Origin of the sequence: Thauera butanivorans, from assembly GCF_048398245.1 — a bacterium.
GTDB classification, from domain to species: Bacteria; Pseudomonadota; Gammaproteobacteria; order Burkholderiales; family Rhodocyclaceae; genus Thauera; species Thauera butanivorans.
The window spans coordinates 2,595,649-2,619,248 of the sequence record NZ_CP183038.1 but is presented as its reverse complement, the minus strand read 5'-3'; the positions used below and the strand labels follow the sequence as shown (position 1 = coordinate 2,619,248).

Below are 23,600 nucleotides of genomic sequence, written 5' to 3'. Positions count from 1 at the left end.
AACTGCACGAGTAGCCGCCTGAAACCGCGATAATTTGTATTATGTTAAGTTTAAGAACAGGCTCCGTGGGATCAAAGCTGTTTTCCTGGCTCTTCACATTCCTTCGACGCGTTTCCAGATAGCCTAGAGTGCCGGCCCATGCCATGTTATGCAGGAAGACCAAGCGCCGCCGCTGTCCTCAGTCGTGCAAGCGCCTGAACATTCTGCTCTGGCTACCGTGCCGGCGCCGCTCCAGCAGCACACGAATGCTTGTACAAGTGCGTCGCGGACAGTCGGACGATCGCCCGTGCGAGGAAGACCAGCATGTCGTGCCCGCCATCCGATTTCGCCACGTCAGCAACATGCGGCAACACCCGCGCCGAGTCATCAGCGCGTGGCAAAGTGTAGTCTAAACACCATCAGGCAGCTTCGACCGCATCGCCTCCTTACGGTCGAAGCGTTCGCCGTCGGCGACGAAGGTGCCGTCGCCAACGGCATGCAGCATGCGCTGGTCGGATTTCTGGTGATCGACATACGCGGCCAGGCCGTCGAGTACGACGATGCCGTGCGGGGCGATGATCTCGGCGACCCGGCATTCGATGTTGGCGAGGCATTGCGCGATCAGCGGGGCTTGCACGTGCTTGCCTTTGGAGGGCGTGAGACCAAAGCGCGTGAATTTGTCGGTATCCGCGCCCGAGCAGGTGCCGATGCCGATCACGGTGTCGAGCATGTCGGCGGGCGGGATGGCGATGACGCATTCGCGCGTTTTCTCCAGCGCGGTGAACGAGTGGTTCCATGCACCGGTGCAGATCGCAAAGCGCGGCGTGAAATCCAGAACCATCGTCCACGAGATGGTCATGATGTTGCTCTTGCCTCCATGGCGTGTCGTGACGAGCACGACCGGGCCGGGTTCGAGCAGCGTGAAGATCCTTGCGGCGACAAGGGGTTTCATCGTGCTGGACTCCTCCACATATGCTCACGACTCCAGCGCTGGGCCGAAAAACCCTTCACGGCGCGCTTGGCAGCCAGCAGTTGATGAACGGAGATCCAGCCGTACTCGAAGGCTTGAGCGCTACCGGCCATGTAGATCCGCCACACGCGATAGGTCCGGTCTCCGACAAGCCGGATGGCGCTATCGCGGTGTGCATCGAGACGCTCGACCCAATGCAGCAGCGTTCGTGCGTAATGGGGTCGCAAGCCTTCGACGTCGAAAACCTCCAGTTGTTGATCCTCCATCGCCGCGGCTGCCTGGGCCATGGTCGGCAGTTCTCCATCGGGAAACACATAGCGGTCGATGAAATCGCCCGCGCCGTCCCTGACTGCCTCATCCCCTGTGCGGGTGGTGATGCCGTGGTTCAACACCAGGCCGCCATCCGTCAGCAGCCGACTGATGGCGCCGAAATATACGGGCAGATTGCGTATGCCTACATGTTCGAACATGCCCACCGAGGCGATCTTGTCGAATACACCCTGGCCCGGGATGTGGCGATAGTCCTGCAGGTGAACGTCGATTGCCCCTTCCAGGCCCAGTTCGCGGATGCGCTGCCGTGCGTAGTTGAATTGCTGTTCGCTCAATGTCACGCCGGTGGCCTTCACCCCGTAATGACGATGAGCCCACAGCAGCAACGCTCCCCAGCCGCAGCCGATGTCGAGGAAGCGCTCTCCCGGCTCGAGCTGGAGCTTGCGGCAGATGAGGTCGAGCTTGGCTTGCTGTGCCTGCTCCAGGGTCTCCGAGCCGCTCGGAAAATAGGCGCAGGAATAGACCATCTCGGGGTCGAGCCACAGCCGATAGAAATCGTTCGAGACATCGTAGTGATGCGCGATGGCCCGCCTGTCACTGGCCGGATTATGTCGCCAGAGGCGCCACCCCGTGACCCGGTTCAGCAGACGCCGATGGGCACTCCCGGCATGCGCGAGTTCGAACGCCAGCCGGACGATGTCCAGCGCACTTCCTTCGACATCGATCTCGCCATGGATATAGGCTCGCGCAAGCGTGCCGAGATCGGGGGACAACAGCTTGAGCGCCGCTTCGGGACGCGGAAGACGCAAGATGACCGCGGCCGGACCACTGCCCAGCGTTTCAGTACGGCCATTTCCCAATTGCAGGCCCAGCGCCAGGCCGCGATCGGCGAGGAGTCGGCGCAATGTCTCGACAAGGGGCGAAGAAGAATCCATGCACGCCTCCTGAAGCCTGACCAACATCGATCATGTTGGAAATCCAGGTGCAAGAGAGCCGCGTAGCGTACCCTGCAGGTTGAGGCAGCATTCACCGACATGCTGTGGCGCAGGCATCCGCGACATCGCAACGCAGGCACACTGGCGTCTCTGCTGCTGATTCTTGCAAAACAGATACGGTTTTGCAAAACGAGACGGCTCGGGAGAAGTACGCTGAAACCCGATGGTGCGGGGGAAGAGACTCGAACTCTCACGCCTTGCGGCGCTGGAACCTAAATCCAGTGCGTCTACCAATTCCGCCACCCCCGCATCGGCAGCGAAGCGGGCCGCATTATACATGGTCTCTTCGCGGAACCTGGCTGCGGTTCGGCCTGCGCGGACTGCCACGGCTCGAAGCGACCCTCCCCCTTCCGGCCTCAGCTCGAGCTGCGCCCGTAGGTATCCTCGAAGCGCACGATGTCGTCTTCGCCGAGATAGCTCCCGGACTGCACCTCGATGATCTCCAGCGGCACCTTGCCCGGATTCGCCAGCCGGTGCGTATGCCCCAGCGGAATGTAGGTCGATTCGTTTTCCGCCAGCAGGAAGGTGCGCTCGCCGTTGGTGACTTCGGCCGTGCCCTTGACCACGATCCAGTGTTCGGCGCGATGGTGGTGCATCTGCAGACTGAGCTTGGCGCCCGGGTTGACGACGATGCGCTTGACCTGGAAACGCTCCCCTTCGTCGATGGAGTCGTACCAACCCCAGGGCCGATAGACCTTGCGGTGACTTTGCGTCAGGCTGCGGCCTTCGGCCTTCAGGCGGGCGACGACCTTCTTCACGTCCTGAGTGCGATCCTTGTGCGCCACCATCACCGCATCGGGCGTTTCGACGACGATCATGTCCTCGCAGCCGACCGCAGCCACCAGCCGATCATTGGCATGCACCAGGGTATTGCGGCAATCTTCGAACAGCACTTCGCCACGGCCGGCATTGCCCGCCTCGTCCTTGCCGGATATCGCCCACAGCGCATCCCAGGCACCGACATCGGACCAACCTGCCGACATCGGCACCACCGCACCCTTGCCCAGTTCCGGTGCGCTTGCCAGATGCTCCATGACGGCATAGTCGATCGAGTCGCTCGGGCAGCGTTCGAATGCGCCCTGCTCCAGACGGATGAAATCGGCATCCTGTTTGTGGCCTTCGTAAGCGCTCCTGCAGGCTTCGGCGATATCGGGCCTGAAGCGCTCGATGGCGCGCAACCAGACCGGGGCCTTCATCATGAAGATGCCGCTGTTCCAGAAATATTCGCCGCTTTCGAGATAGCGCCGGGCGGTGTCGAGATCCGGCTTCTCGACGAACTCGGCCAGCTCGCGCCCCCCGCCGATTGCCATGCCAGCGCGGATGTAGCCGTAGCCCGTCTCGGCGCGATCGGGCACGATGCCGAAGGCCACGAGCATCCCGTCGCCGGCCAGGCTGCTGCCCTGGTCGATGGCCTGCTGGAACGCGCCGAGGTCGGTGATGACGTGATCGGCCGGCATCACCAGCAGCACCGGGTCGCCCTCCTCCAGTGCTGCGAGCGCCGCCAGGGTCAGCGCCGGCGCGGTGTTGCGGCCGAAGGGCTCGAGCACGATCTGGGGCGAACGCACACCGATCTGGCGCAGTTGCTCGGCAATGATGAAGCGATATTCCTCGTTGGTGACGACGAGCGGACGCCGATCGACCTCGCCGCCGGCAAAACCGTCCAGGCGGACCGCGGTTTCCTGCAGCAGCGAGCGCTCGCTGGTCAGCGGCAGCAACTGCTTGGGGTGATTCTCGCGCGAGGCCGGCCACAGCCGGGTGCCCGAACCGCCGGAAAGGATGACGCTCTTGATGATCATGTCGATAGGGTTCCAGTCGATTGTCCGAAGCTGATTGGCTGAACGGCCGCCTTCAGCCGAGTTCGTCCAGCATGCGCGCCACGCCGTCGCGCCAGTCGGGCAGGTGCAGATCGAAGCGCTCGCGCAGGCGCCGGGTGTCAAGGCGCGAATTCAGCGGGCGCGCCGCAGGCGTCGGATAGTTCGAGGCCGGTATCGGCACGATCTCACGCACCGCCAGTGTCCTGCCGCCAGAGCGGGCGCGGTCGATGACGAAGCTGGCGTAGCCGCGCCAGCTCGTCTGCCCGCCTGCGGCCAGGTGGTAAGTGCCGCCGTGGCCGCGGTCGCCCATCGTGCGGCGGATGGCATGGGCGCTGACATCGGCGATCAGGTCTGCACCGGTCGGCGCGCCGATCTGGTCGTCGATGACGGTCAGGCGTTCGCGCTCGGCAGCCAGGCGGAGGATGGTGCGGGCAAAGTTGCCGCCACGCGCGGCATGGACCCAGGAGGTACGGAAAATCAGATGATCGCAGCCGCTGGCGCGAATCGCTTCCTCGCCCTCGAGCTTGGTCGCGCCATAGATGGACAGCGGCGCCGGCGTGTCGTCTTCGCACCAGGGGCGCTCGCCGCTGCCATCGAAGACGTAATCGGTCGAATAGTGCACCAGCAGTGCGCCGAGCTCGGCAGCCTGCCCGGCAAGCACGCCGACCGCGTCCGCGTTGATGCGGCGCGCACGCTCCGCGTCGCTTTCCGCCTGATCGACGGCCGTGTAGGCTGCGGCATTGACGACGAGATCCGGCGCCAGGCGCTGCACGGTATCGGCCAGCGCATCGAGTCGTTCCAAGTCGCCGCACAAGCCGTCGCTGCCACGGCGATCGAGCGCGATCAGCTCGCCCAATGGCGCCAGCGCACGCTGCAGCTCCCAGCCCACCTGGCCGTTCTTGCCCAGCAGCAGGATCTTCATGCCTTCTGCCCCCGCGTGGCGTAGTTGGCCGCCACCCAGTCGCGGTAGGCACCGCTCTGCACGTCCGCGACCCATTGCGGATTGTCGAGATACCACTGCACCGTCTTGCGGATGCCGCTGTCGAAGGTCTCGGCTGGCCGCCAGCCCAGTTCGCGCTCGATCTTGCGGGCATCGATGGCGTAGCGCCGATCGTGCCCCGGGCGGTCGGTGACATGGGTGATGAGCCGTGCATGGCTGCCGTCAGCCGAGGGGCGCAACTCGTCGAGCAGTCCGCAGACGCTGCGGACGATGTCGATATTGGTCTTTTCGTTCCAGCCGCCGATGTTGTAGGTCGCGCCCGGCGTGCCGCGCGCCAGCACTTCGCGGATCGCGGCGCAGTGATCGGTGACGTACAGCCAGTCGCGCACGTTGAGGCCGTCGCCATACACCGGCAGCGGCTTGCCCGCCAGGGCATTGACGATCATCAGCGGAATCAGTTTCTCCGGAAACTGGCGCGGACCGTAGTTGTTCGAGCAGTTGGTGGTCAGCACCGGCAGGCCGTAAGTGTGGTGCCAGGCGCGCACCAGATGGTCGCTGGCCGCCTTGCTGGCCGAATACGGGCTGTTGGGTTCGTAGGCCTTGGTTTCGGCGAAAGCCGGGTCGTCGGCGCCCAGCGAGCCATAGACTTCGTCTGTGCTGACGTGCAGGAAGCGGAAGGCCGCCCGCTCCCCCGCGTCGAGCGCCGAATGATGGGCACGCGCCGCCTCGAGCAGCGTGAACGTGCCTTCGACATTGGTACGCACGAAATCGCCAGGGCCATGAATGGAGCGGTCGACGTGGCTCTCGGCGGCGAAATGCACGATCGCGCGGGGCCGGTAGGTTGCCAGCAGGCGGTCGACCAATGCGCGGTCGCAGATGTCGCCCTGCACGAAAACATGGCGCGGATCGTCCCGCAGGCTCGCCAGCGTTTCGAGGTTGCCGGCATAGGTCAGCAGGTCCAGGTTCAGGATGGCTTCGCCATCGCTGCGGCCATCGCCGGCAAGCCAGTCGAGGACGAAGTTGGCGCCGATGAAGCCCGCGCCGCCGGTCACGAGAATCAAGATCAAGCTCCGCTTGGGTCGAATGGCAGGATTATCGCATCATCGAAGCGGCGGCTACATGTCCAGGCGTTCGGCATAGCCGGTCATTTCGAGGTAGCCCTGACCGATTTCACGTTCGCTGCCGTCCTCCGCCTGCTCGGACAGGCGTACTGCGCCTTCCCAATACACGGCGCCGGTCGATGCACTGCTGTCGAGCTCCTGGTCGTCCATTAGCGGACGCAGGCCGAGCGTGCGTCCGTCGGCCAGGTGCAGGCGCCATTCCACCGGGTAGCGCGTGCCGGTGCGAGCAGACGTCCAGTGCCTCACCGGCTCGAAGCGTACTTCGTCGGGAGCGAAGGGCCGCGCCCGGCCAAGCGCATCGGCCAGCGTCCCCGCGGCCCACATCGCGCCGCCTTCGCCATCGCGCATCTGGAACAGCATCAGCGAACCGCCGTCATGCAGGTTGATGCCGATCCAATCCCAGCCGCGCGCGCCCTGCGGCAGGATCTCCGAGGACCATTCGTGATCCAGCCAGGCATGGCCGTCCACGTCCAGAATCTCGCTGCCCAGGCGCAGCCTGCCCGACACGCCGAGCTGCGGCCGGCTGTAGTAATGGCTGGCGTTGAGCGGATCGGGCGCCTTCTGGCTGAAACCCTGGCGGCCATTCGGCAAAGGCGGACGGCGGGCGTCGAAGCGCAGTTCGAAACCGAATTCCTCCGTTTCGATGCGGCTGTGGTAGCGATCGCCACTGCTCCCGTCCGTCTCGCCACCCTCCCCAGTTTCCATCGACAGCGACCAGCCATCGATCTCGACGTCCGTCCGGCCGGTCGCGGCGCCTGCCAGGCCGGGCCAGGCCCGTGCCGAACGTTCGGCATGGAGCAGGCGGCCATTCGCCGGATCGGCCACCGCGGCATGGGCGAGGATGAGTTGGCGCGGCGCGAAACGGCTGGGGTTGTCCTCGCCGATCAGGGTGCGCACCCGGAAGAAGGTGAGCTGGAAGCCACGCTCCGCGCCTGCGTCATCACGCAGCCAGCCGGTGATGTACCACCATTCGGTACGGTAGTCCGGGTGGGCGCCGAAATCATCGGGGAAGATCAGCGGCCTGCCCGGCACCACGGCTGGGTAGCCATCGGCAGCCGACGCAGATCCTGAACCCTGTGCATGAATCTCCGGTGGCAGACACGACAGCAAGGCGATGACAGCGGCGAACGCACACAGCGAGCGTCGGGCGATATCCGCTCCGAAGTGCCTCCAGATTCCGCTCCACTGCCCGGCACGTCGTATCACCATCGACACTTGTCCTCTCCTGCATCCGCCTTCGCACGCATCATCCAACCGCTCCGCCTGCCTGCACCGCCGCATTCACCAGTCGGCCTTCACCGCCTGCACCGCGGACCCTCGCATCGCTCGCGCCCCGGCGAGCCGTGCAACCAGTGCAGCCAGCGACACCAGCACGGCGGCAAACAGAACCAGCGCAGCCCAAGGCACGGCCAGGTCCATGCTCCAATGGAAACTCTGCCGGTTGACCACCTCGATGAGGATCCATGCCATCGCCCCGCCCGCCAGCAAACCGCAGGCCACGCCAAACCCGGCGGTCAGCGCCCCTTCGGCTGCGATCAGGCGCCCGATCTCCCCGCGCGTGAAACCCAGATGGCGCAGCATGCCGAACTCGCCTTCGCGCGTGCCGGCCAGCGCGGCGAAGGTGGTGGCGATGCCGAACAGGCCGATCATCACCGTCACGGCTTCCATCAGATAGGTGATCAGGAAAGTCCGGTCGAAGATCTGCAGCGTGGTCGCACGGATTTCGCCCGGCAGTGCGATGATCAGGCGTCCGGGGCCGAAGCGGGCGTTCAGCGCATCGGCCACCGCGCCCGCATCGGTGCCCTCCTCGAGCCGGATCGCGGCGTCGTTGACGCGATCGTCGCCGGTCAGGGCGCGATAGTCCGCCGGTTCGATCAGCGCCGCACCGTACTGGCGCGAATAATCCCGCCAGACGCCGGCAACGACGAAACTCTGCTGGCGGCCGGCCAGCGGCAGCGTCAGGCGGTCGCCGACGCCCAGCCCCAGGCGATCGACGGCGGCTTCGGAAATCCACGCTGGCGGCAAGCTACTCTGCCCCGGCTTGCTGCCGTCCGGGCGTCCGGTCGAACCGGCGACCAGCGGCAAGCCCCAGTTGCCGTCGACCGGACGCGCCAGCAGGCTGAACACCGGCTCCTCGTCCGACAGCCGCAAATTCAGCAGCCGCGTCGTATCCACCGAAGCCACGCCCGGCACTGCGGCAATGCGCGCCAATGCGTCGTCATCCAGATAGCCGCTGGCCGCCGAGCTCGAAGCCCGCACATACAGGTCGGCCGGCAGCACCTGGGCCAGCCAGTCATCCACCGACACCCGGAAGGAGCTGACCATGATCGCCATCGCCGATGCCAGCGCCACGCTGGCGACCACGCCGGCAGCGGCCACCACGGCCTGGCCGGGCGTGGCCGACAGGCGGGCATGGGCCAGGCGCCAGATCACCGAGCGCGTCCGCCCCAGCAAGGGCAGCAGGCTCTGCGCCAGCGCAGGCAGGGACAGCACTGCCGCCATCAGGCTCAGTGCCACCGCAGCATAGCCGCCGAGCGGAATGCCGCCGGCCGGCGGCAGCATGCAGGCGAGCCCGGCGCCTGCCGCCAGCAGCAGCGCCAGCGGCAGGCGTCCCTGCATATGCGGCAAGCCGGCATACTGCGCTTCGCCGGCCCTCAGCGCCCGGGCCGGCGCAACCTGCGACGCTGCCCGGGCCGGCAGCCAGCTACCGAGCACACCGGCCACACCGCCCAGCAGCAGATATCCTGCGGCAAGCATGGCATCGAACTGCAACTCGGGTCGGCTACCGCGAAAAAAGCCTGCGCCCAGATCACCGCCGACCAGCCTGAAGGCCAGCGCAGCAAGCGCATGGCCGAGCGCCACGCCGATCACGCCGCCCACCAGCCCGAGCACCGCCCCTTCGGCCAGCAGCCCGCGCAGCAATTGGCGCCTTTCCATGCCGAGCGCACGCAGCAGGGCGAATTCCCGCCGTCGCCGCGCCACCGACAGCACCTGGGTGGAAAACACCAGGAACGCACCGGTCAGCAGCGCAATGGCCGCCAGCATCGTGAGATTGACCCGATAGGCGCGCGACAGCGCACTCGCCTCGCCGGCCGCGGCTTCCGGAACCTGCAGTGCCAGTCCAGGCGGCAGCAGCGGCGACAGCGCCAGACCTGCGGCTTCGGGACTCAGGCCCGGAGCGAGCTTGAGGTCGATGCGGCTCAACACACCGATGCGCCCGAACATCTGCTGCGCGCCGCCGATGTCCATCACCGCCAGTTCGGCGCCGCTCAAGGGCAGTTCGCCGGCCAGACGCAGCTCGATCCCGCTGACACCGGACTGGACGGTCAACACGCCATCCCGCAGCGCGGGCCCGGCCATCTCCCCGTTGCCCAGGCGCGACGGCAGCTCCAGGCGGGCACGGGCATCCACGCTCACGAAGATGTTGCGCGGCTGCAGCCCGGCAAGACGGCCGTCGCCGTCCACCAGCGCCGGGTCGGCCCGCGGCCGCAGCAAGGCCTGCATGCGGGCGACGCGGAACATGTCGACGCCAAGAATCTCCAGCGTATCCTCCCGCCCCGGCAGCCGTGCCTCGATGCGCAGCACCGGGCTGGCTTCGGCGATCTCCGGACGCTTGGCGAGCATCGGATAGATGGCCTCGTCGAAGCCCTCGCGCGGCCCCACCAGTTGCAGGTCGGCTTCGCCCGCCAGCGTGCGCAGGCCGCGGCCGAATTCGTCGATGGCCGCGCCATGGATCAGTTGCACCGCCAGACCCAGCGCCACGCCGAGCGCGATCGCCAGCAGCGACAGCGCAGTGGCCAGGCGATGGCGCAGCAGGCTGGCGAGGAAGAGCCGGCGCGAGGTCGCGCCCACCAGGCTCACTGGACTACCCTCCTGTCGCTGTGCGACATCCTCCCCGCGGGAGGATGAGCGCCCCCTTCGGGCGGCCGGGCGGCGGCGCTCACACGCGCTCCGTGACGTCCGCCAGCCCCTGCGGCCCCAATTCCAGCACCCGGTCGGCACGCTTCGCGGCCAGGCGGGAATGCGTCACCAGCACGCCGGCGGCGGCGCCGGCCCGGATCTGCCCAAGCAGCAGATCGAGCACTTCGCCGGCCCGCGCCGGGTCGAGGTTGCCGGTCGGCTCGTCGGCCAGCACCAGCTTAGGAGCATGGATCAGCGCCCGCGCAATCGCCACACGCTGCATCTCGCCGCCCGACAGGGTGTGCGGCGCGTCGTCGGCCCGCCCTTCCAGGCCCACGCGCGCCAGCATGGCGCGGGCGCGCTGATCGGCTTGGCGCTCGTCGACCTTCAGCAGCCACAGCGGCAGCGCCACATTCTGCGCCAACGATAGATGCGGCAGGATGTGAAAAGCCTGGAAGACGAAGCCGTAGGCCTCTCGCCGCAGGCGGGCCATCGCATCGTCGTCCAGCCCGCCGATGCGTTGCCCGCCCAGTTCGACGTGTCCGCCGTCGAACGGCTCCAGCCCCGCCAGGCAATTGAGCAGCGTCGATTTCCCCGCCCCGGATTCACCGACGATCGCCACGCATTCGCCACCCGCGACCTGCAGCTCCAGCCCATCGAACAGAAGGCGTGGCGGGGTACCGGGAAGCGTCTTGCGCAAGGCGTGGGCAGTCAGCATGAGATCGGTCAGGCAGGAAGTGGAAGGAGAGGTAAAGAAGGGGCAGCAAAGCCCGATTGTGTCATCGCAGCGTTGAAATTGCTGCGAAGCCTGCCAAAAATGGACAGCCGGACTGCGCCGAGCCTGGGCAAGACCACCATGCCGCCAGCTGCCGCCACCCCTGCTCGATCCGGGACAGGGGCGAATCACGTATATACTCCGCCCGCCGCGCCGCGCAGGGCCGCCTGCCCACAACGTGGCATCGCATCTTCATCGCCAGGCATGCCGGTCGACCACTACGAGAATTTTCCTGTCGCTTCGCTTCTGCTGCCGCCGCGCCTGCGCGAGCCGGTCGAGGCCATCTACGCCTTCGCCCGCAGCGCCGACGACGTGGCCGACGAAGGCGATGCGCCGGCCGTCGCCAGACTGGCCCGGCTGCACGACTATCGTCTGGCGCTCGAAGCCTGTGCGCGCGGCGAGGTCGTGCGCGACGAGAGCCTGGCGCCGATGTTCGCCCGCCTGGGACGTGCGATCGCCGCACATGCACTGCCGGTGCAGCCTTTTCGCGACCTGCTCGGCGCCTTTGCCCAGGACGTCGGCAAGACGCGCTACCGCAACTTCGCCGAGCTGCGCGACTACTGCAGGCGCTCGGCCGACCCGGTCGGCCGCCTGCTGCTGCACCTGTACGCTGCCGCCACGCCGGAGAATCTCCGCCGCTCGGACGCCGTCTGCACCAGTCTGCAGTTGATCAACTTCTGCCAGGACGTGGGCGTCGACTGGCGGAAGCAGCGCATCTACCTGCCGCAGGACGACATGGCGCGCTTCGAGATCACCGAGGGCGACATCGACGCCGGCCGCTGCGATGCCCGCTGGCAGGCGCTGATGGCTTTCGAAGTGCAGCGCGCCCGTGCCATGATGCTCGACGGCGCACCGCTGGCGCTGGCCCTGCCCGGCCGCATCGGCTGGGAGTTGCGCCTGATCGTGCTCGGTGGCCTGCGCATCCTCGAACGCATCGAAGCAGCCGGCTACGACGTCTTCCGCCGCCGGCCGGTACTCGTCCGGCCCGACTGGCTGCGCCTCGGCTGGCGCGCCCTGAACTACCGGAACACCGCATGAATCCGCACGACTACTGCCAGGACAAGGCCGCCAAGAGCGGATCGAGCTTCTACTACAGCTTCATGTTCCTGCCGCCCGACAAGCGCCAGGCGATCACCGCGCTGTATGCCTTCTGCCGCGAGGTCGACGACGTCGTCGACGAATGCCACGACCTGTCGCTGGCCCAGACCAAGCTCGAATGGTGGCGCAAGGAGGTCGCGCGCACCTGGGCCGGCAACCCGACCCATCCTGTCGGCCATGCGCTGAAGGACGTGCTGCCGCGTTTCGCCTTGCCGCAGGAGCAGTTGCTGGAGATCATCGACGGCATGGCGATGGATCTGTCGCAGACGCGCTACCTCGACTTCAAGGGCCTGCAGCTCTACTGTTACCGGGTCGCCAGCGTGGTCGGCCTGCTGGCGGCCGAGATCTTCGGCTACCAGGACCGCCAGACGCTGAAGTACGCCCACGACCTCGGCATCGCCTTCCAGCTCACCAACATCATCCGCGACGTCGGCGAGGACGCCCGCCGCGGCCGCATCTACCTGCCGATCGAGGACCTGCAGCGCTTCGACGTGCCGGCCAAGGACATCCTGGAGGCGCGCCATTCAGACGCCTTCCGCGAACTGATGGCCTTCCAGGCCGAACGTGCGGAAGGCTTCTACGACCAGGCCTTCGCGCAGTTGCCGGACATCGACCGCAAGATGCAGCGCCCCGGCCTGGTGATGGCGGCGATCTACCGCACGCTGCTGCGCGAGATCGCCGCCGACGGCTTCCAGGTGCTGGACCGCCGCACCTCGCTGACGCCGCTGCGCAAGGTCTGGCTGGCCGGCACCACCTGGTTCAAGGGCTGAGCTGATGAGCGTGCCGACCGTCGCGGTGATCGGCGCTGGCTACGCAGGCCTCGCCTGCGCAGTCGAGCTGGCGCGCGCCGGCGTGCATGTCACGGTGTTCGAGCGCTCGCACACGCTGGGCGGACGGGCGCGGGTGGTGGCCAAGGACGGCCGGCGGGTCGACAACGGCCAGCACATCCTGATCGGCGCTTACACCGAACTCACCCGCCTGCTGCGCACCACCGGCTGCTCGCCCAAGCAGCTCGCCCACCTGCCGCTGACCCTGCACGTGCCGGGCAGGATGAAGCTGAAGGCGGCGGCGCTGCCCGCGCCTTTTCACCTGGCCGCCGGCCTGCTGCGTGCCGAAGGCCTGAACTGGGCCGACCGGCTGGCGATGCTGCGCCTGATGCGCTGGCTCAAGAAGCAGGGTTTCCGCCTGCCGCCGGAGATGACGGTCCGCAGCCTGCTGCGCGAGACGCGGCAGACGCCGGTACTGGCTGAACTGGTATGGGAACCCTTGTGTGTCGCTGCGCTGAACACGCCGGCCGCCGAAGCTTCGGCCCAGGTCTTCGCCAACGTGCTGCGCGACAGCCTGGCCGCCTCGGCCAGCGACAGCGAACTGCTGATCCCGCGCGTCGACCTGTCCGAACTGTTCCCGGTGCCGGCGGCCCGCTACCTCGCCACCCGGCGCGGCAAGCTGCGCACCGGCAACGCGATCGAGGCGATCCAGCCGGTCGACGGCGGCTTCCGCCTCGAAGGCGACCCCGGCAGCCGTCCCTGGCCGCATGTCGTGCTTGCCACTGCGCCCTATCACGCCGGCGCCCTGCTCGCCTCCACCGGCCCGTGCGAGCGCCTCGCCGCGCAGATCGACGCCCTGCCTCACGAACCGATCGTTACAGTCTATCTGGCGCTCGGGAAAGGGCAGAAGCTGTCCGAACCGATGATCGGCCTCGACAGCGGCACCACCGCCACGCTGACGGCCAGCCCGGCACAATGGGCTTTCGACCGTGGCCAGTTGGGTGGGCCGGAAGGCCTGATCGCCTGCGTCATCAGCGCCCACGGGCCGCACGAGGCGCTGCCCCGCGACGAACTGATCCTGGCAACCCACGCCCAGCTCGAACGCCAGCTGGGCCGCAGGCTGCCCGCGCCCGAGTGGTCGCAGGTCATCGTCGAAAAGCGCGCCACCATCGCCTGCCGGCCCGGCATTTTCCGCCCCGGCATGCGCACGCCGCTGCGCGGCCTGTGGCTGGCCGGGGACTATCTCGACTCCCCCTACCCCGCCACGCTCGAATCCGCCGTGCGCTCGGGCACGGCCTGCGCCGCCGCCATCCTGGCCGAACTGGGAATGAAGGCGACCTGGCTGTAACACCCCGGAGCCAGGGACCCGGTCGCGCTCCGTCGCGGCACTGACCCGTCAACCGGGGCTTTCATCGTCCCTGGAAAGACCTCCGGACTGGCGGCGGGATCGGGCTCGCGCCACTCGCGATTGAGATTGCGCCCCGCCGCATTGGTGCGCAGATTGCCGCGTACTGCTCGACGATCAACTGGCCGTTCTCGTAGCGGGTGCCGGAGACGCGGAACCAGTTCCACGCAGCGGTAGCCCGGCCAGCCGTCCGGGTAGGCGGCCTGCGAAGCATTCTCGAACACCATGCGCACTGCCCTGCCCGCGGCACCCGTCAGGCGGAAATGGAACCACTGGCGGAATTCGGCGGCATTGTCGGCGCGCAGGCGCAGCCGGATGTTCTGCGGGTCGTCGGCGCAGACCACCTCGATCGCGCCGGAATCGAAGCATGAACTGATGCGCATGGAGGCCACTTCAGCCATCGCGCTCAGGCCTCGCGGCGGCGGAATACCAGCCGGTCGTCGTCCGAGGCTTCGGCCGCGAAGGCATAGCCTTCGGCAGCGAAGCCCTTCACCCCGTCGATGTCGTCGATGCGGTGCTGGATCAGGTAGCGGCTCATCAGGCCACGCGCGCGCTTGGCGTAGAAGCTGACGATCTTGTAGCGGCCTCCCTTCCAGTCCTCGAAAGCGGCGCCGACCAGCCTGCCCTTGAGTTTCGCCGGCTTGACCGATTTGAAATACTCGTCGGAGGCCAGGTTGAAAAGGATCGGCTCGCGTCCGGCCTCGGCCTCGACGGCGAGCAGGCGGTTGAGTTCGTCGGTGATGCGATCGCCCCAGAAGGCGTACAGATTCCTGCCGCGGGCGTTCTCCAGCCGGGTGCCCATTTCCAGCCGGTAAGGCTGCATCAGGTCGAGCGGGCGCAGCACGCCGTACAGGCCGGACAGGATGCGCAGATGGTCCTGTGCCCAGTCGAGCTCCTGCGGCGTCAGGCTGCATGCGTCCAGCCCCTCGTACATGTCGCCATTGAAGGCGAATACCGCCTGCTTGGCATTGTCCGGCGAGAACGGCGTTGACCATTGTTCGTAGCGCGCGGCATTGAGGCTGGCGAGCGCGTCCGACAGCGACATCAGCTCCGCGATCTGCGCCGGCGAGCGCTCGCGCAGGATGGCGATGAGTTCGGCGGATCGATCGAGGAAATCCGGCTGGGTGAAGCGCGGCGTGGCAGGCGGCGTCTCGTAGTCGAGTGCCTTGGCGGGGGAAATGACGAAGATCATGGGCGGAGGACGGCCGGCAGGAAGAAGCGCCCAATGTTAGCAAACGGGGCGCTACATCACCGCGCGCAGTTGGCTGGCGAGCTCGTCGACGCGTTTGAGACCGGTACGGTTTTCGGCGATGGACGCACGCCATTCCCCGAACAAGGCCTCGAGCTCCGCGCGCTGCTGCGAGCTTTCGATGCGCTTGATCAGGTTCAGCTTGTTGTAATGGCCGTGATAGGCGCGCAAGGTGTTGATCATGAAGTTGCGCGCCTTCTGCAGGTCTTGTGCCGACGGATCGTCTGCCGGAGTGCCTGCGGACGGCGGCACGATCCCGGGCTCCACGGGTGCTGCGGCAATGAAGCCGGCGCCGCACAGCTGGGCAAGGGAGTTCTCGAAATCGGGGTCGCCCGCCAGGGCGTGCAGTTCGGTCCTGGAGCGCTGCCCGTCGATCAGGATCAGCAACCGCCTCGCACGCTGGCCGATGGCCCCGCTGCGATTGGCGATTTCGCCCACCCCTTTCGGGGTTTTGTAGTGGATCGTCACTCCTCGTCTCCTCGGCAAATGCGGCTTTCCGCCGTCTGTGGCCCTGCGTGCCGCGACGCGTGTCGCGGACCGGCACCGGCCGATAGCATCATGTGCCGGGGAAAAAGCTGTCAATCGCCGCCTTGAGAGGAATGTGACGCACTTAACGCGCGCCGCTGCCGTGCCTGCTCGAACAAGCAGATCGCCACTGCCGCGGCGACGTTGAGCGATTCGATCCCGTCTGCGAGCGGAATCACGACGCGCTCGGCGGCAAGGGCGAGCAAGGCCGGCGAAAGGCCCTGGCCTTCGGCACCGAACAGCCAAGCGGCCGGACGGCCGAGGTCGATGTCGTACAGGCTGCGCGCATCGGGCGCCAGCGCGGTGGCCAGCACGGTACCGGGAAACCCCTCCAAGGCCTGCAATGCGTCGACGCGTTCGCGGATGCGCAGGCCGAAATGCGCGCCCATGCCGGCGCGCAGCACCCGTGGCGACCAGGCGCTTGCACAGCCTTCGGTGAGCAGCACCTCGCGCACGCCGGCCGCAGCCGCAGTGCGCAGGATGGTGCCGAGATTGCCGGGGTCCTGCACCGAATCGAGCACGACGACGTCGCTTGCAAGTGGCTCAGGTGCCGGTTCGGCCGGCAGGTCGATGATGGCGACGAGGCCCGAGGGCGTATCGACCGGGCTGATGTGGGCGAACAAGGCGTCGGACAACCGGTAGCGCGGCACCTCGGCCGGGCAGCGCGAGAGCAGATCCTGGATCTCGGCGCCGGCGAGGCCGCTCTCGGCCACGACGACGCCTTTCAGCGGCCACTGGCGCTGCAGCGCGGCATCCAGCAGGTGTGCGCCGTCGAGCAGCGTCTCGCCATGCTTGCGCCGTTCACGCGTCGAGCTTGACAGCGCATGCAGGCGCTTGACCAGCGGATTGTCGCGCGACGCGATCGCTTTCATCACTCGGCGGCGTCGAGCAGGCGCCGTACGGGCGCGAAGCTGCGGCGGTAGAAATCGGCGACGCCATGCTGTTGCAACGCCTGCAGGTGGGCGGCAGTGGGATAACCCTTGTGCGCGGCGAGCCCGTATTGCGGCCATGACGCGTCGAGTTCACGCATGCCGGCGTCACGGACGGTCTTGGCAAGGATGGAAGCAGCCGAGATCGAAGGTTCGGTGGCATCGCCCTTGACGATGGCGCGCGCCGGATAGGGCAGCCGCGGGCAGCGGTTGCCGTCGATCAGCACTTCGGCCGGCGCCACGCTCAGCCCCGCGACCGCGCGCTGCATCGCCAGCATGCTTGCGTGCAGGATGTTGAGGCGGTCGATCTCCTCGACGCTGGCTTCGGCGACCGCCCAGGCCAGCGCGCGCTCGCGGATCAGCACCGCCAGGCGCTCGCGCGCACGCTCGCCGAGCTTCTTGGAATCCGCCAGGCCGTCGATCGGGCGTGCCGGATCGAGAATCACCGCCGCGGCAACGACCGGTCCGCACAAGGGGCCGCGCCCGGCCTCGTCCACACCGCATACCAGCGCCTGTCCCGGACACGCCGCAGCAGGCATGAAAAAAAGGTCTGCGCTCACGTCGTCCTGCCGTTCAGGTAAGGCAGGATGGCTTCCGCTGCCTTTTGCGCCGTGTCCTGCCGCAGGGTCAGATGCAGTTCGGTGAAGCGCAGTTCGAGCGCCGCGCAGCGGTCGGCGTCGTCGAGCCAGGCTTTCAACGCAACGGCGAGTTTTTCCGGCGTCGCATCGTCCTGCAGCAGTTCGGGGACCAGGCCTTCGTTGCACAGGATGTTCGGCAGCCCGACCCACGGCAGATAGGCCATGCGCTTCATCAGGCGGTATTGCCAGTCGCCGATGCGATAGGTGATCACCATCGGCCGCTTCAGCAGCGCGGCTTCGAGGCTGGCCGTGCCGCTCGCCACCAGCACGGCATCGGCGGCAGTCATGGCCTCGACCGCATGGCCGAACAGCATGCGAATGGGCAGCTCCATCGCCTGGTTGCGGTGCAGCGCTTCTTCGAAGATCAATCGGGTCTCGCGCGTCGCCAGCGGCACCAGGAAACCCAGGCCGGGGTCGCGTTCGAGCATACGGATCGCCGTGGCGATGTAGATGTCGGCCAGGTTGCGCACTTCGGACTGGCGGCTGCCCGGCAGCATCGCCACGATCCTGCTGTCCGGATTCAAACCCAGCAGCGCACGCGCCGCGGCGCGGTCCGGGCACAGCGGAAACACGTCCGCCAGCGGATGGCCGACGTAGCTGACCGGCACGCCAGCCTGCTCGTACAGCGCCGGCTCGAACGGAAACAGGCACAGCATGCGGCTGACCGAGCGCGCGATGCGCTTGATGCGCCCGCCGCGCCAGGCCCAGATCGACGGGCTGACGAAATGGATCGCCGGAATGCCCGCATCCTTGGCCTTGCCTTCCAGCCACAGGTTGAAGTCGGGCGCATCGACGCCGATGAAGGCCGCCGGCCGCTCCTTGCGGATCTGCGCCAGCAGGCTGCGGCGGATACCCGACAGCTCGCGGTAGCGCTTCAGCGCATCGACATAACCGTGCACCGCCAGCAGTTCGCAGGGCCAGCGCGCGTCGAAGCCTTCCGCCTGCATCTTCGGCCCGCCGATGCCGAAAAACTCGGCATCGGGCAGGTGCCGGCGAATGGCCCGGATCAGATGGCTGGCAAGCAGGTCGCCGGATGCTTCTCCGGCGACCATCGCGATGCGGACGGTCATGGTGCTCAGCGGACGATGCCGCGGCCGGAGTCGGCGATGAATTCGGACAGCAGGCCGGCCTCGGCATGCTCGGCCGCGATCTCGGCGACGCGCTGACGCGCTTCGTCCAGCGTCAGGCCGCTACGATACAGTGCCCGGTAGGCACGTTTGATCGCGGCGATGCCTTCGCTGCCGTAGCCGCGGCGCTTGAGGCCTTCGCTGTTGATGCCGTGTGGCTTGGCAGGGTTGCCGGCGACAGTGACGAAAGGCGGCAGATCCTGCAGCAGCACCGTGCCGACGCCGCAGAAGCTGTGCGCGCCAACGCGGCAGAACTGGTGCACGCCGGTGAAGCCGCCGAGGATCGCCCAGTCGCCGACATGGACGTGGCCGGCCAGGGTCGCGTTGTTGGCGAAGATGGTGTGATCGCCAACCTGGCAGTCGTGCGCCACATGGACGTAGGCCATGATCCAGTTGTCGTCGCCGACACGGGTGACGCCCCCGTCCTGGCTGGTGCCGAGGTTGAACGAGCAGTACTCGCGGATGGTGTTGCGGTCGCCGATCTCGAGCCGGGTGGGCTCGTCGTCGTATTTCTTGTCCTGCGGCTTGGCGCCGAGCGAGCAGAACTGGAAGATTTCGTTGTCGCGGCCGATGCGGGTATGGCCCTCGATGACGACGTGCGGCCCGATCCGGCTGCCGTCGCCGATCTCGACGTGCTCGCCGATGATCGAATAGGCTCCGATCGAGACCTTCTCACCGAGCCTGGCGCCCGGATGGACGATGGCGGTCGGATGGATCATAGGGTCTTCAGTGCGCACATCAGATCGGCTTCGGTCGCCACTTCGCCATTGACGCGGGCGACTCCCTTGTACTTGTAGATGTTGCGCTTGTTCTGGGTGATCTCGACCTCGAAGATCAACTGGTCGCCCGGCACCACCGGGCGCTTGAAGCGCACGTTGTCGATGCCGGCGAAATACACCACCGAGTTCTCGTCCGGCTTGACGCCCATGCTCTTGAACGACAGCACGGCCGCCGCCTGGGCCATCGCCTCGACGATCAGCACGCCGGGCATCACCGGGTGGTGCGGGAAATGACCGGGAAAGAAAGGCTCGTTCATCGTCACGTTCTTCAGCGCGATGATGCGCTTGCCCTCCTCCATCTCGAGCACGCGGTCGATCAGCAGAAAGGGATAGCGGTGCGGCAGGTATTCGACGATTTCGTTGATGTTCATCATGAGGATTGTCCCGGGGCCGGCCGTCGCGGCCGCCTTCATTGGTTTTCGAGTGAGCGGACGCGTCCGGCCAGCGCATCGAGGTGGCGCAGGTGGGAAAAATTGCGCACCCAGTCGGCGTGCGGCTGTACCGGCAGGCTGGCGGTATAGACGCCCGGCCGGGTGATGGACTTGCTGACCAGCGTGCCGGCGGAAACGACGACGTCGTCGCAGATCGTCAGATGGCCGATGATGCCTGCCTGGCCACCGATCATGCAGCGCGCACCGATGGTGGTGCTGCCGGCGATGCCGACGCAGCCCGCGATCGCGGTGTTCTCGCCGATGCGCACGTTGTGTGCGATCTGGATCTGGTTGTCGAGCTTGCAGCCGTCGCCGATCACGGTGTCGTCGAGCGCGCCACGGTCGATCGTGGTGTTGGCGCCGATCTCGACTTCGTTGCCGACGACGACCCGGCCGATCTGCGGGATCTTGACCCAGCGCCCATCCTTTTCACGGGCGAAGCCGAAGCCGTCGCTGCCGACGACCACGCCGGAATGCAGAATGCAGTTCTCCCCGACCACGCAGCCATGCTGGATCGTGACCCGCGCGGCAAGCCGCGTACCGCGGCCGATGCGTGCGCCGCGGCCGATGTGGCAGCCCGCGCCGACGACGACGCCCTCGCCGATCTCGACATCCTCCTCGATCGACGCGCCCGGCCCGATCTCGGCCGACGACGGTACGCTGGAAGCGAGCGCGGCAAGCGCATGGACGCCGGGGCGCACCACCGGGAGCGGATTGAAGAGCTGGGCGACGCGCGCGAAGTACAGATAGGGGTCGGCAACGACGATGGCGCTGCGGCCGTTCAGCAAGGCCTTCGCGTCCGGCGCGACGATGACCGCCGACGCGGCACTTTCGCGCAGCTTCGGCAGGTACTTGCGGTTGGCGACGAAGGCGAGATCGCCCTCTCCCGCCTGGTCGAGCGTGGCCACCCGGTGGACGGCCACGCCGGCGTCGCCGGACACTTCCCCTCCGAGCCGCGCAACCAGTTCGTCGAGACGGAACATGCGGGCGGGAGGCTTACTTGGCGTCGGACAGGGCCTTGATGACCTTGTCGGTGATGTCGATGCGCGGGTTCGCGTACACCGCTTCCTGGAAGATGATGTCGAAGTTTTCCTTCTCGGCGATGTCCTTGACCGAGCGGTTGGCCTTGTCGAGCACCGAAGCCAGTTCCTCGTTGCGGCGCTGGTTCAGATCTTCGCGGAACTCGCGCTGCTTGCGCTGGAAGTCGCGGTTGAGATCGTTCAGCGCCCGCTCCTTGTTGCGGCGGTCGTTCTCGGCCATGGTCGTGCCATTGCGCTCGAGCTCATCCTGCATGGCCTTCAGGTCGCGGGCCATGCGCTGGAGTTCCTGGTCGCGCTTCTCGAACTCCTTCTCGAGGCGCTGCTGGGCCCGCACCGCGGGCGCCGCCTCGCGCATCACGCGGTCGGAGTTGACGAAACCGATCTTGGTGTCGGCCACGGCGGCCTGCGACAAGCCGATCAGTGCGGCGCCCACCAGGGACAGGGTGCTAACTTTCACTTATGCCTCCGAATGAAACTTGTTTGGCGCAGCGCTCAGAACACGCTGCCGAGCTGGAATTGGAAACGCTGGATCTCGTCGTCCTTCTCTTTCTTGAGCGGGTGGCCGAAGCTGAACTTCAGCGGTCCGATCGGGGAGCTCCACGAGAACGCAAGGCCGGTACTGTAACGCAGGTCGTCGAAGCCCAGCTTCTGCTCCTTGCCGGTATCGGGATCCTCGCCCCAGACATAGCCGGCATCGAAGAAGGCGGAGATGCGGAACGAGCGGTCGGTGCCCGAACCCGGCATCGGGAAGAAGAACTCGGCGTTGGTCACCAGCTTGCGGGTACCGCCGGTCGAGGTGATGTCGCCATCGGTATCCCTGAACTTCGGCCCCAGCGTGCCCTGATCGAAGCCGCGCACCGAGCCGATGCCGCCGACGTAGTAGTTCTTGTAGAAAGGCACTTCCTTGCCACCGAAACCCTTGGCATAGCCGAGGTCGGCATTGAGCATCAGCGCGTAATCGCGCCCGATCGGGAACCAGTGCTGGTACTGGTAGCCCAGCTTGCCGTAGCGCAGGTCGCCCACCGGCACGGTGACTTCGCCATACACACGCTGGTACACACCCTTGCGCGGATAGATGAAGCTGTCGCGGCTGTCGCGCGACCAGCCGACGGACAGCAGCAGGCTGCTGACGCTGACTTCGCCGACGCCGTCGGCCGCCCCGGAGCCGCTGCAGCCGAAATCCTTGCAGAAGTCCTTGTACAGGCGCGGGCTGTCCGAATAAGTGGTGATCTTGGTGTGGTCCGCCGTCAGGCCGAAGTTGATCTGGTCGTCCTCGGCGATCGGCCAGCCCAGGCGCAGGCCTGCGCCGGTCGACACCGTCTTGTACGGCGACAAGGTGTTGTAATCGGTCGGATCGTAGGTACGGTGGTACAGATCCCAGCCGAGGCTGACGCCATCCACGGTGTAATACGGGTTGGTGAAGGACAGCGACAGCGTGCGGCTCGACTTGCTGGTGTTCAGACCCAGGCTCAGCGCGTTGCCGCTGCCGAACAGGTTCTGCTGCGAAATCGAGGCCGACAGCACGATGCTTTCGGAGCTGGAGAAACCCGCCCCCAGCATCAGGTTGCCGGTCGGGCGTTCCTTGACCGCGAAATTGACGTCCACCTGGTCGGTCGTGCCCGGTACCGGCGGCGTCTCGACGTTGACCTCGTCGAAGTAGCCGAGCCGGTCGATGCGCGTCTTCGAGCGGTTGATCGCCGCGGCGTCGTACCAGCCACCTTCCATCTGGCGCATCTCGCGGCGAATCACTTCGTCGCGCGTCTTGGTGTTGCCGCCGACGTTGATACGGCGCACGTACACGCGGCGGCCCGGGTCGACGAAGATCGTGAACGCGACTTCGCGCTTCTCCTTGTCGACCTCGGGTGCGGCATTGACGTTGGCGAAGGCATAGCCTTCGTTGCCCAGCCGGTCGGTGATCGCCTTGGTTGTTTCGGTGAGGCGCTCGCGCGAGAAGGTCTCGCCCGGCTTCAGCGTGGTCAGCGCAAGGTATTCGGCTTCGGGAATGACGAGATCGCCGGTGTAGCGCACGCCGGTCACCTTGTACTGCTCGCCCTCGGTGATGTTCACCGTGATGTAAATGTCCTTCTTGTCGGGCGTGATCGACACCTGGGTGGAATCGATGTTGAAGTCGAGATAGCCCTGGTTCAGGTAGAAGGAGCGCAGGGTCTCGAGGTCGGCCGACAGCTTCTGGCGCGAATACTGGTCGTTCTTGGTGTACCAGGTCAGCCAGCCCGGCGTGGTCAGCTGCATCTGCTCGAGCAGGTCGTCCTCGTCGAAAGCCTGGGTGCCGATGATGCTGATCTGGCGGATCTTGGCGACGTCGCCTTCGTCCACGCTGAAGTTGATGCCGACGCGGTTGCGTTCGAGCGGGGTCACCGTGGTCGTGACCTGGGCCGAATACTTGCCGCGCGACAGGTACTGGCGCTTCAGTTCCTGTTCCGCGCGTTCGAGCAGCGAACGGTCGAAGATGCGCGACTCGGCCAGCCCCACTTCGCGCAGGCCGGCTTTCAGCGCATCCTTGTCGAATTCCTTGACGCCGACGAAATCGATCTGCGCGATCGCCGGGCGCTCATCGACGGCGACGACGATGACGTCGCCTTCGGTCTCGATGCGGACGTCGCTGAAGAAGCCGGTGGCGAACAGTGCGCGGATGGCTTCGGCGGCCTGGGCCTCGTCGAAGCGCTCACCGACGCGCACGGGCAGGTAATTGAAGACCGTACCGGCTTCGGTACGCTGGATGCCCTCGACCCGGATGTCCTTGACCACGAAAGGTTCGAATGCGAACGCCGGCGCAGCGGCGAATAGGGCCATGATGAGCCCGGGCAGGAGCTTGCGATTCATGCAGGAG

General features: G+C 66.7%; 22 protein-coding genes and 1 tRNA gene. 3 read left to right on the top strand and 20 right to left on the bottom strand.

The window, feature by feature from the left end; translation table 11 throughout:
- Window positions 1-388: 388 nt before the first annotated feature.
- The 9 genes from ACNQFN_RS12750 to ACNQFN_RS12710 all read right to left on the bottom strand — a co-directional run bounded on the left by ACNQFN_RS12750 (window position 389) and on the right by ACNQFN_RS12710 (window position 10,707).
- Window positions 389-949, bottom strand: a complete 561-nt coding sequence (locus tag ACNQFN_RS12750) for a flavin reductase family protein (RefSeq protein ID WP_418646685.1) — start codon at window positions 947-949, stop codon at window positions 389-391.
- A complete protein-coding gene (locus ACNQFN_RS12745; RefSeq protein WP_418646684.1) occupies window positions 928-2,154 on the bottom strand; it encodes a class I SAM-dependent methyltransferase in 1,227 nt (408 codons plus the stop codon). The genes ACNQFN_RS12750 and ACNQFN_RS12745 overlap by 22 nt, the downstream gene beginning before the upstream one ends.
- A gap of 224 nt (window positions 2,155-2,378) precedes the next feature.
- Window positions 2,379-2,463: transfer RNA gene (locus ACNQFN_RS12740), tRNA-Leu, on the bottom strand.
- Window positions 2,464-2,570: 107 nt separating this feature from the next.
- Window positions 2,571-4,010 carry a mannose-1-phosphate guanylyltransferase/mannose-6-phosphate isomerase gene (locus ACNQFN_RS12735; protein ID WP_418646683.1) on the bottom strand — a complete coding sequence of 480 codons (1,440 nt, stop codon included), beginning with the start codon at window positions 4,008-4,010 and terminating at the stop codon, window positions 2,571-2,573.
- A 52-nt stretch (window positions 4,011-4,062) separates the two neighbouring features.
- A complete protein-coding gene (rfbD, locus tag ACNQFN_RS12730) occupies window positions 4,063-4,950 on the bottom strand; it encodes a dTDP-4-dehydrorhamnose reductase (protein WP_418646682.1) in 888 nt (295 codons plus the stop codon).
- Window positions 4,947-6,029, bottom strand: coding sequence for a dTDP-glucose 4,6-dehydratase (gene rfbB / locus ACNQFN_RS12725; RefSeq protein WP_068637259.1), 1,083 nt, complete (start codon window positions 6,027-6,029; stop codon window positions 4,947-4,949). Before rfbB ends, rfbD begins: the two co-directional genes overlap by 4 nt.
- 54 nt (window positions 6,030-6,083) lie before the next feature.
- Window positions 6,084-7,298 carry a lipocalin-like domain-containing protein gene (locus tag ACNQFN_RS12720; protein ID WP_418646681.1) on the bottom strand — a complete coding sequence of 405 codons (1,215 nt, stop codon included), beginning with the start codon at window positions 7,296-7,298 and terminating at the stop codon, window positions 6,084-6,086.
- Window positions 7,299-7,370: 72 nt separating this feature from the next.
- A complete protein-coding gene (locus tag ACNQFN_RS12715; protein ID WP_418646680.1) occupies window positions 7,371-9,950 on the bottom strand; it encodes an FtsX-like permease family protein in 2,580 nt (859 codons plus the stop codon).
- Window positions 9,951-10,029: 79 nt separating this feature from the next.
- The gene (locus ACNQFN_RS12710) at window positions 10,030-10,707 is read right to left on the bottom strand and encodes an ABC transporter ATP-binding protein (RefSeq protein ID WP_068637260.1); all 678 of its coding nucleotides are present in this window, start codon (window positions 10,705-10,707) and stop codon (window positions 10,030-10,032) included.
- A gap of 261 nt (window positions 10,708-10,968) precedes the next feature.
- On the opposite strand from ACNQFN_RS12710, the gene hpnC reads away from it, so the two are divergent.
- Genes hpnC through hpnE form a run of 3 tightly spaced genes read left to right on the top strand, consistent with a single transcriptional unit; the run spans window position 10,969 to window position 13,977 of the window.
- Window positions 10,969-11,802 carry a squalene synthase HpnC gene (gene hpnC, locus ACNQFN_RS12705; RefSeq protein WP_418646679.1) on the top strand — a complete coding sequence of 278 codons (834 nt, stop codon included), beginning with the start codon at window positions 10,969-10,971 and terminating at the stop codon, window positions 11,800-11,802.
- Window positions 11,799-12,632 carry a presqualene diphosphate synthase HpnD gene (hpnD, locus tag ACNQFN_RS12700; protein ID WP_068637262.1) on the top strand — a complete coding sequence of 278 codons (834 nt, stop codon included), beginning with the start codon at window positions 11,799-11,801 and terminating at the stop codon, window positions 12,630-12,632. Before hpnC ends, hpnD begins: the two co-directional genes overlap by 4 nt.
- Before the next feature lie 4 nt (window positions 12,633-12,636).
- Window positions 12,637-13,977 (top strand): hydroxysqualene dehydroxylase HpnE, encoded by a 1,341-nt coding sequence (hpnE, locus tag ACNQFN_RS12695; protein ID WP_418646678.1) that lies wholly within the window; start codon window positions 12,637-12,639, stop codon window positions 13,975-13,977.
- On the opposite strand, the gene ACNQFN_RS12690 is transcribed toward hpnE, so the two are convergent.
- The 11 genes from ACNQFN_RS12690 to bamA form a co-directional block, all read right to left on the bottom strand.
- On the bottom strand, window positions 13,884-14,435 hold the full coding sequence (locus ACNQFN_RS12690; RefSeq protein WP_418646677.1) for a M14-type cytosolic carboxypeptidase: 552 nt from the start codon (window positions 14,433-14,435) through the stop codon (window positions 13,884-13,886). The genes hpnE and ACNQFN_RS12690 overlap by 94 nt on opposite strands.
- A 5-nt stretch (window positions 14,436-14,440) precedes the next feature.
- Entirely contained in the window at window positions 14,441-15,226 is a 786-nt protein-coding gene (gene yaaA, locus ACNQFN_RS12685; RefSeq protein WP_418646676.1) for a peroxide stress protein YaaA, read from the bottom strand.
- A 51-nt stretch (window positions 15,227-15,277) separates the two neighbouring features.
- Entirely contained in the window at window positions 15,278-15,751 is a 474-nt protein-coding gene (locus tag ACNQFN_RS12680) for a hypothetical protein (protein WP_418646675.1), read from the bottom strand.
- 110 nt (window positions 15,752-15,861) lie between these two features.
- Entirely contained in the window at window positions 15,862-16,680 is an 819-nt protein-coding gene (locus ACNQFN_RS12675) for a TrmH family RNA methyltransferase (protein ID WP_083953617.1), read from the bottom strand.
- On the bottom strand, window positions 16,680-17,276 hold the full coding sequence (gene rnhB, locus ACNQFN_RS12670; RefSeq protein ID WP_088178885.1) for a ribonuclease HII: 597 nt from the start codon (window positions 17,274-17,276) through the stop codon (window positions 16,680-16,682). Before rnhB ends, ACNQFN_RS12675 begins: the two co-directional genes overlap by 1 nt.
- Before the next feature lie 17 nt (window positions 17,277-17,293).
- On the bottom strand, window positions 17,294-18,445 hold the full coding sequence (gene lpxB, locus ACNQFN_RS12665; protein ID WP_068637269.1) for a lipid-A-disaccharide synthase: 1,152 nt from the start codon (window positions 18,443-18,445) through the stop codon (window positions 17,294-17,296).
- 5 nt (window positions 18,446-18,450) lie between these two features.
- Complete coding sequence (gene lpxA / locus ACNQFN_RS12660; protein WP_418646674.1) at window positions 18,451-19,221, bottom strand: acyl-ACP--UDP-N-acetylglucosamine O-acyltransferase; 771 nt, start codon at window positions 19,219-19,221, stop codon at window positions 18,451-18,453.
- On the bottom strand, window positions 19,218-19,655 hold the full coding sequence (fabZ, locus tag ACNQFN_RS12655; protein WP_369404213.1) for a 3-hydroxyacyl-ACP dehydratase FabZ: 438 nt from the start codon (window positions 19,653-19,655) through the stop codon (window positions 19,218-19,220). Before fabZ ends, lpxA begins: the two co-directional genes overlap by 4 nt.
- A 35-nt stretch (window positions 19,656-19,690) precedes the next feature.
- Window positions 19,691-20,695, bottom strand: coding sequence for a UDP-3-O-(3-hydroxymyristoyl)glucosamine N-acyltransferase (gene lpxD, locus ACNQFN_RS12650; RefSeq protein ID WP_068637271.1), 1,005 nt, complete (start codon window positions 20,693-20,695; stop codon window positions 19,691-19,693).
- A gap of 13 nt (window positions 20,696-20,708) precedes the next feature.
- The gene (locus ACNQFN_RS12645; RefSeq protein ID WP_068637272.1) at window positions 20,709-21,209 is read right to left on the bottom strand and encodes an OmpH family outer membrane protein; all 501 of its coding nucleotides are present in this window, start codon (window positions 21,207-21,209) and stop codon (window positions 20,709-20,711) included.
- A 35-nt stretch (window positions 21,210-21,244) separates the two neighbouring features.
- On the bottom strand, window positions 21,245-23,593 hold the full coding sequence (gene bamA, locus ACNQFN_RS12640; RefSeq protein WP_068637273.1) for an outer membrane protein assembly factor BamA: 2,349 nt from the start codon (window positions 23,591-23,593) through the stop codon (window positions 21,245-21,247).
- Between the last annotated feature and the right edge of the window lie 7 nt (window positions 23,594-23,600).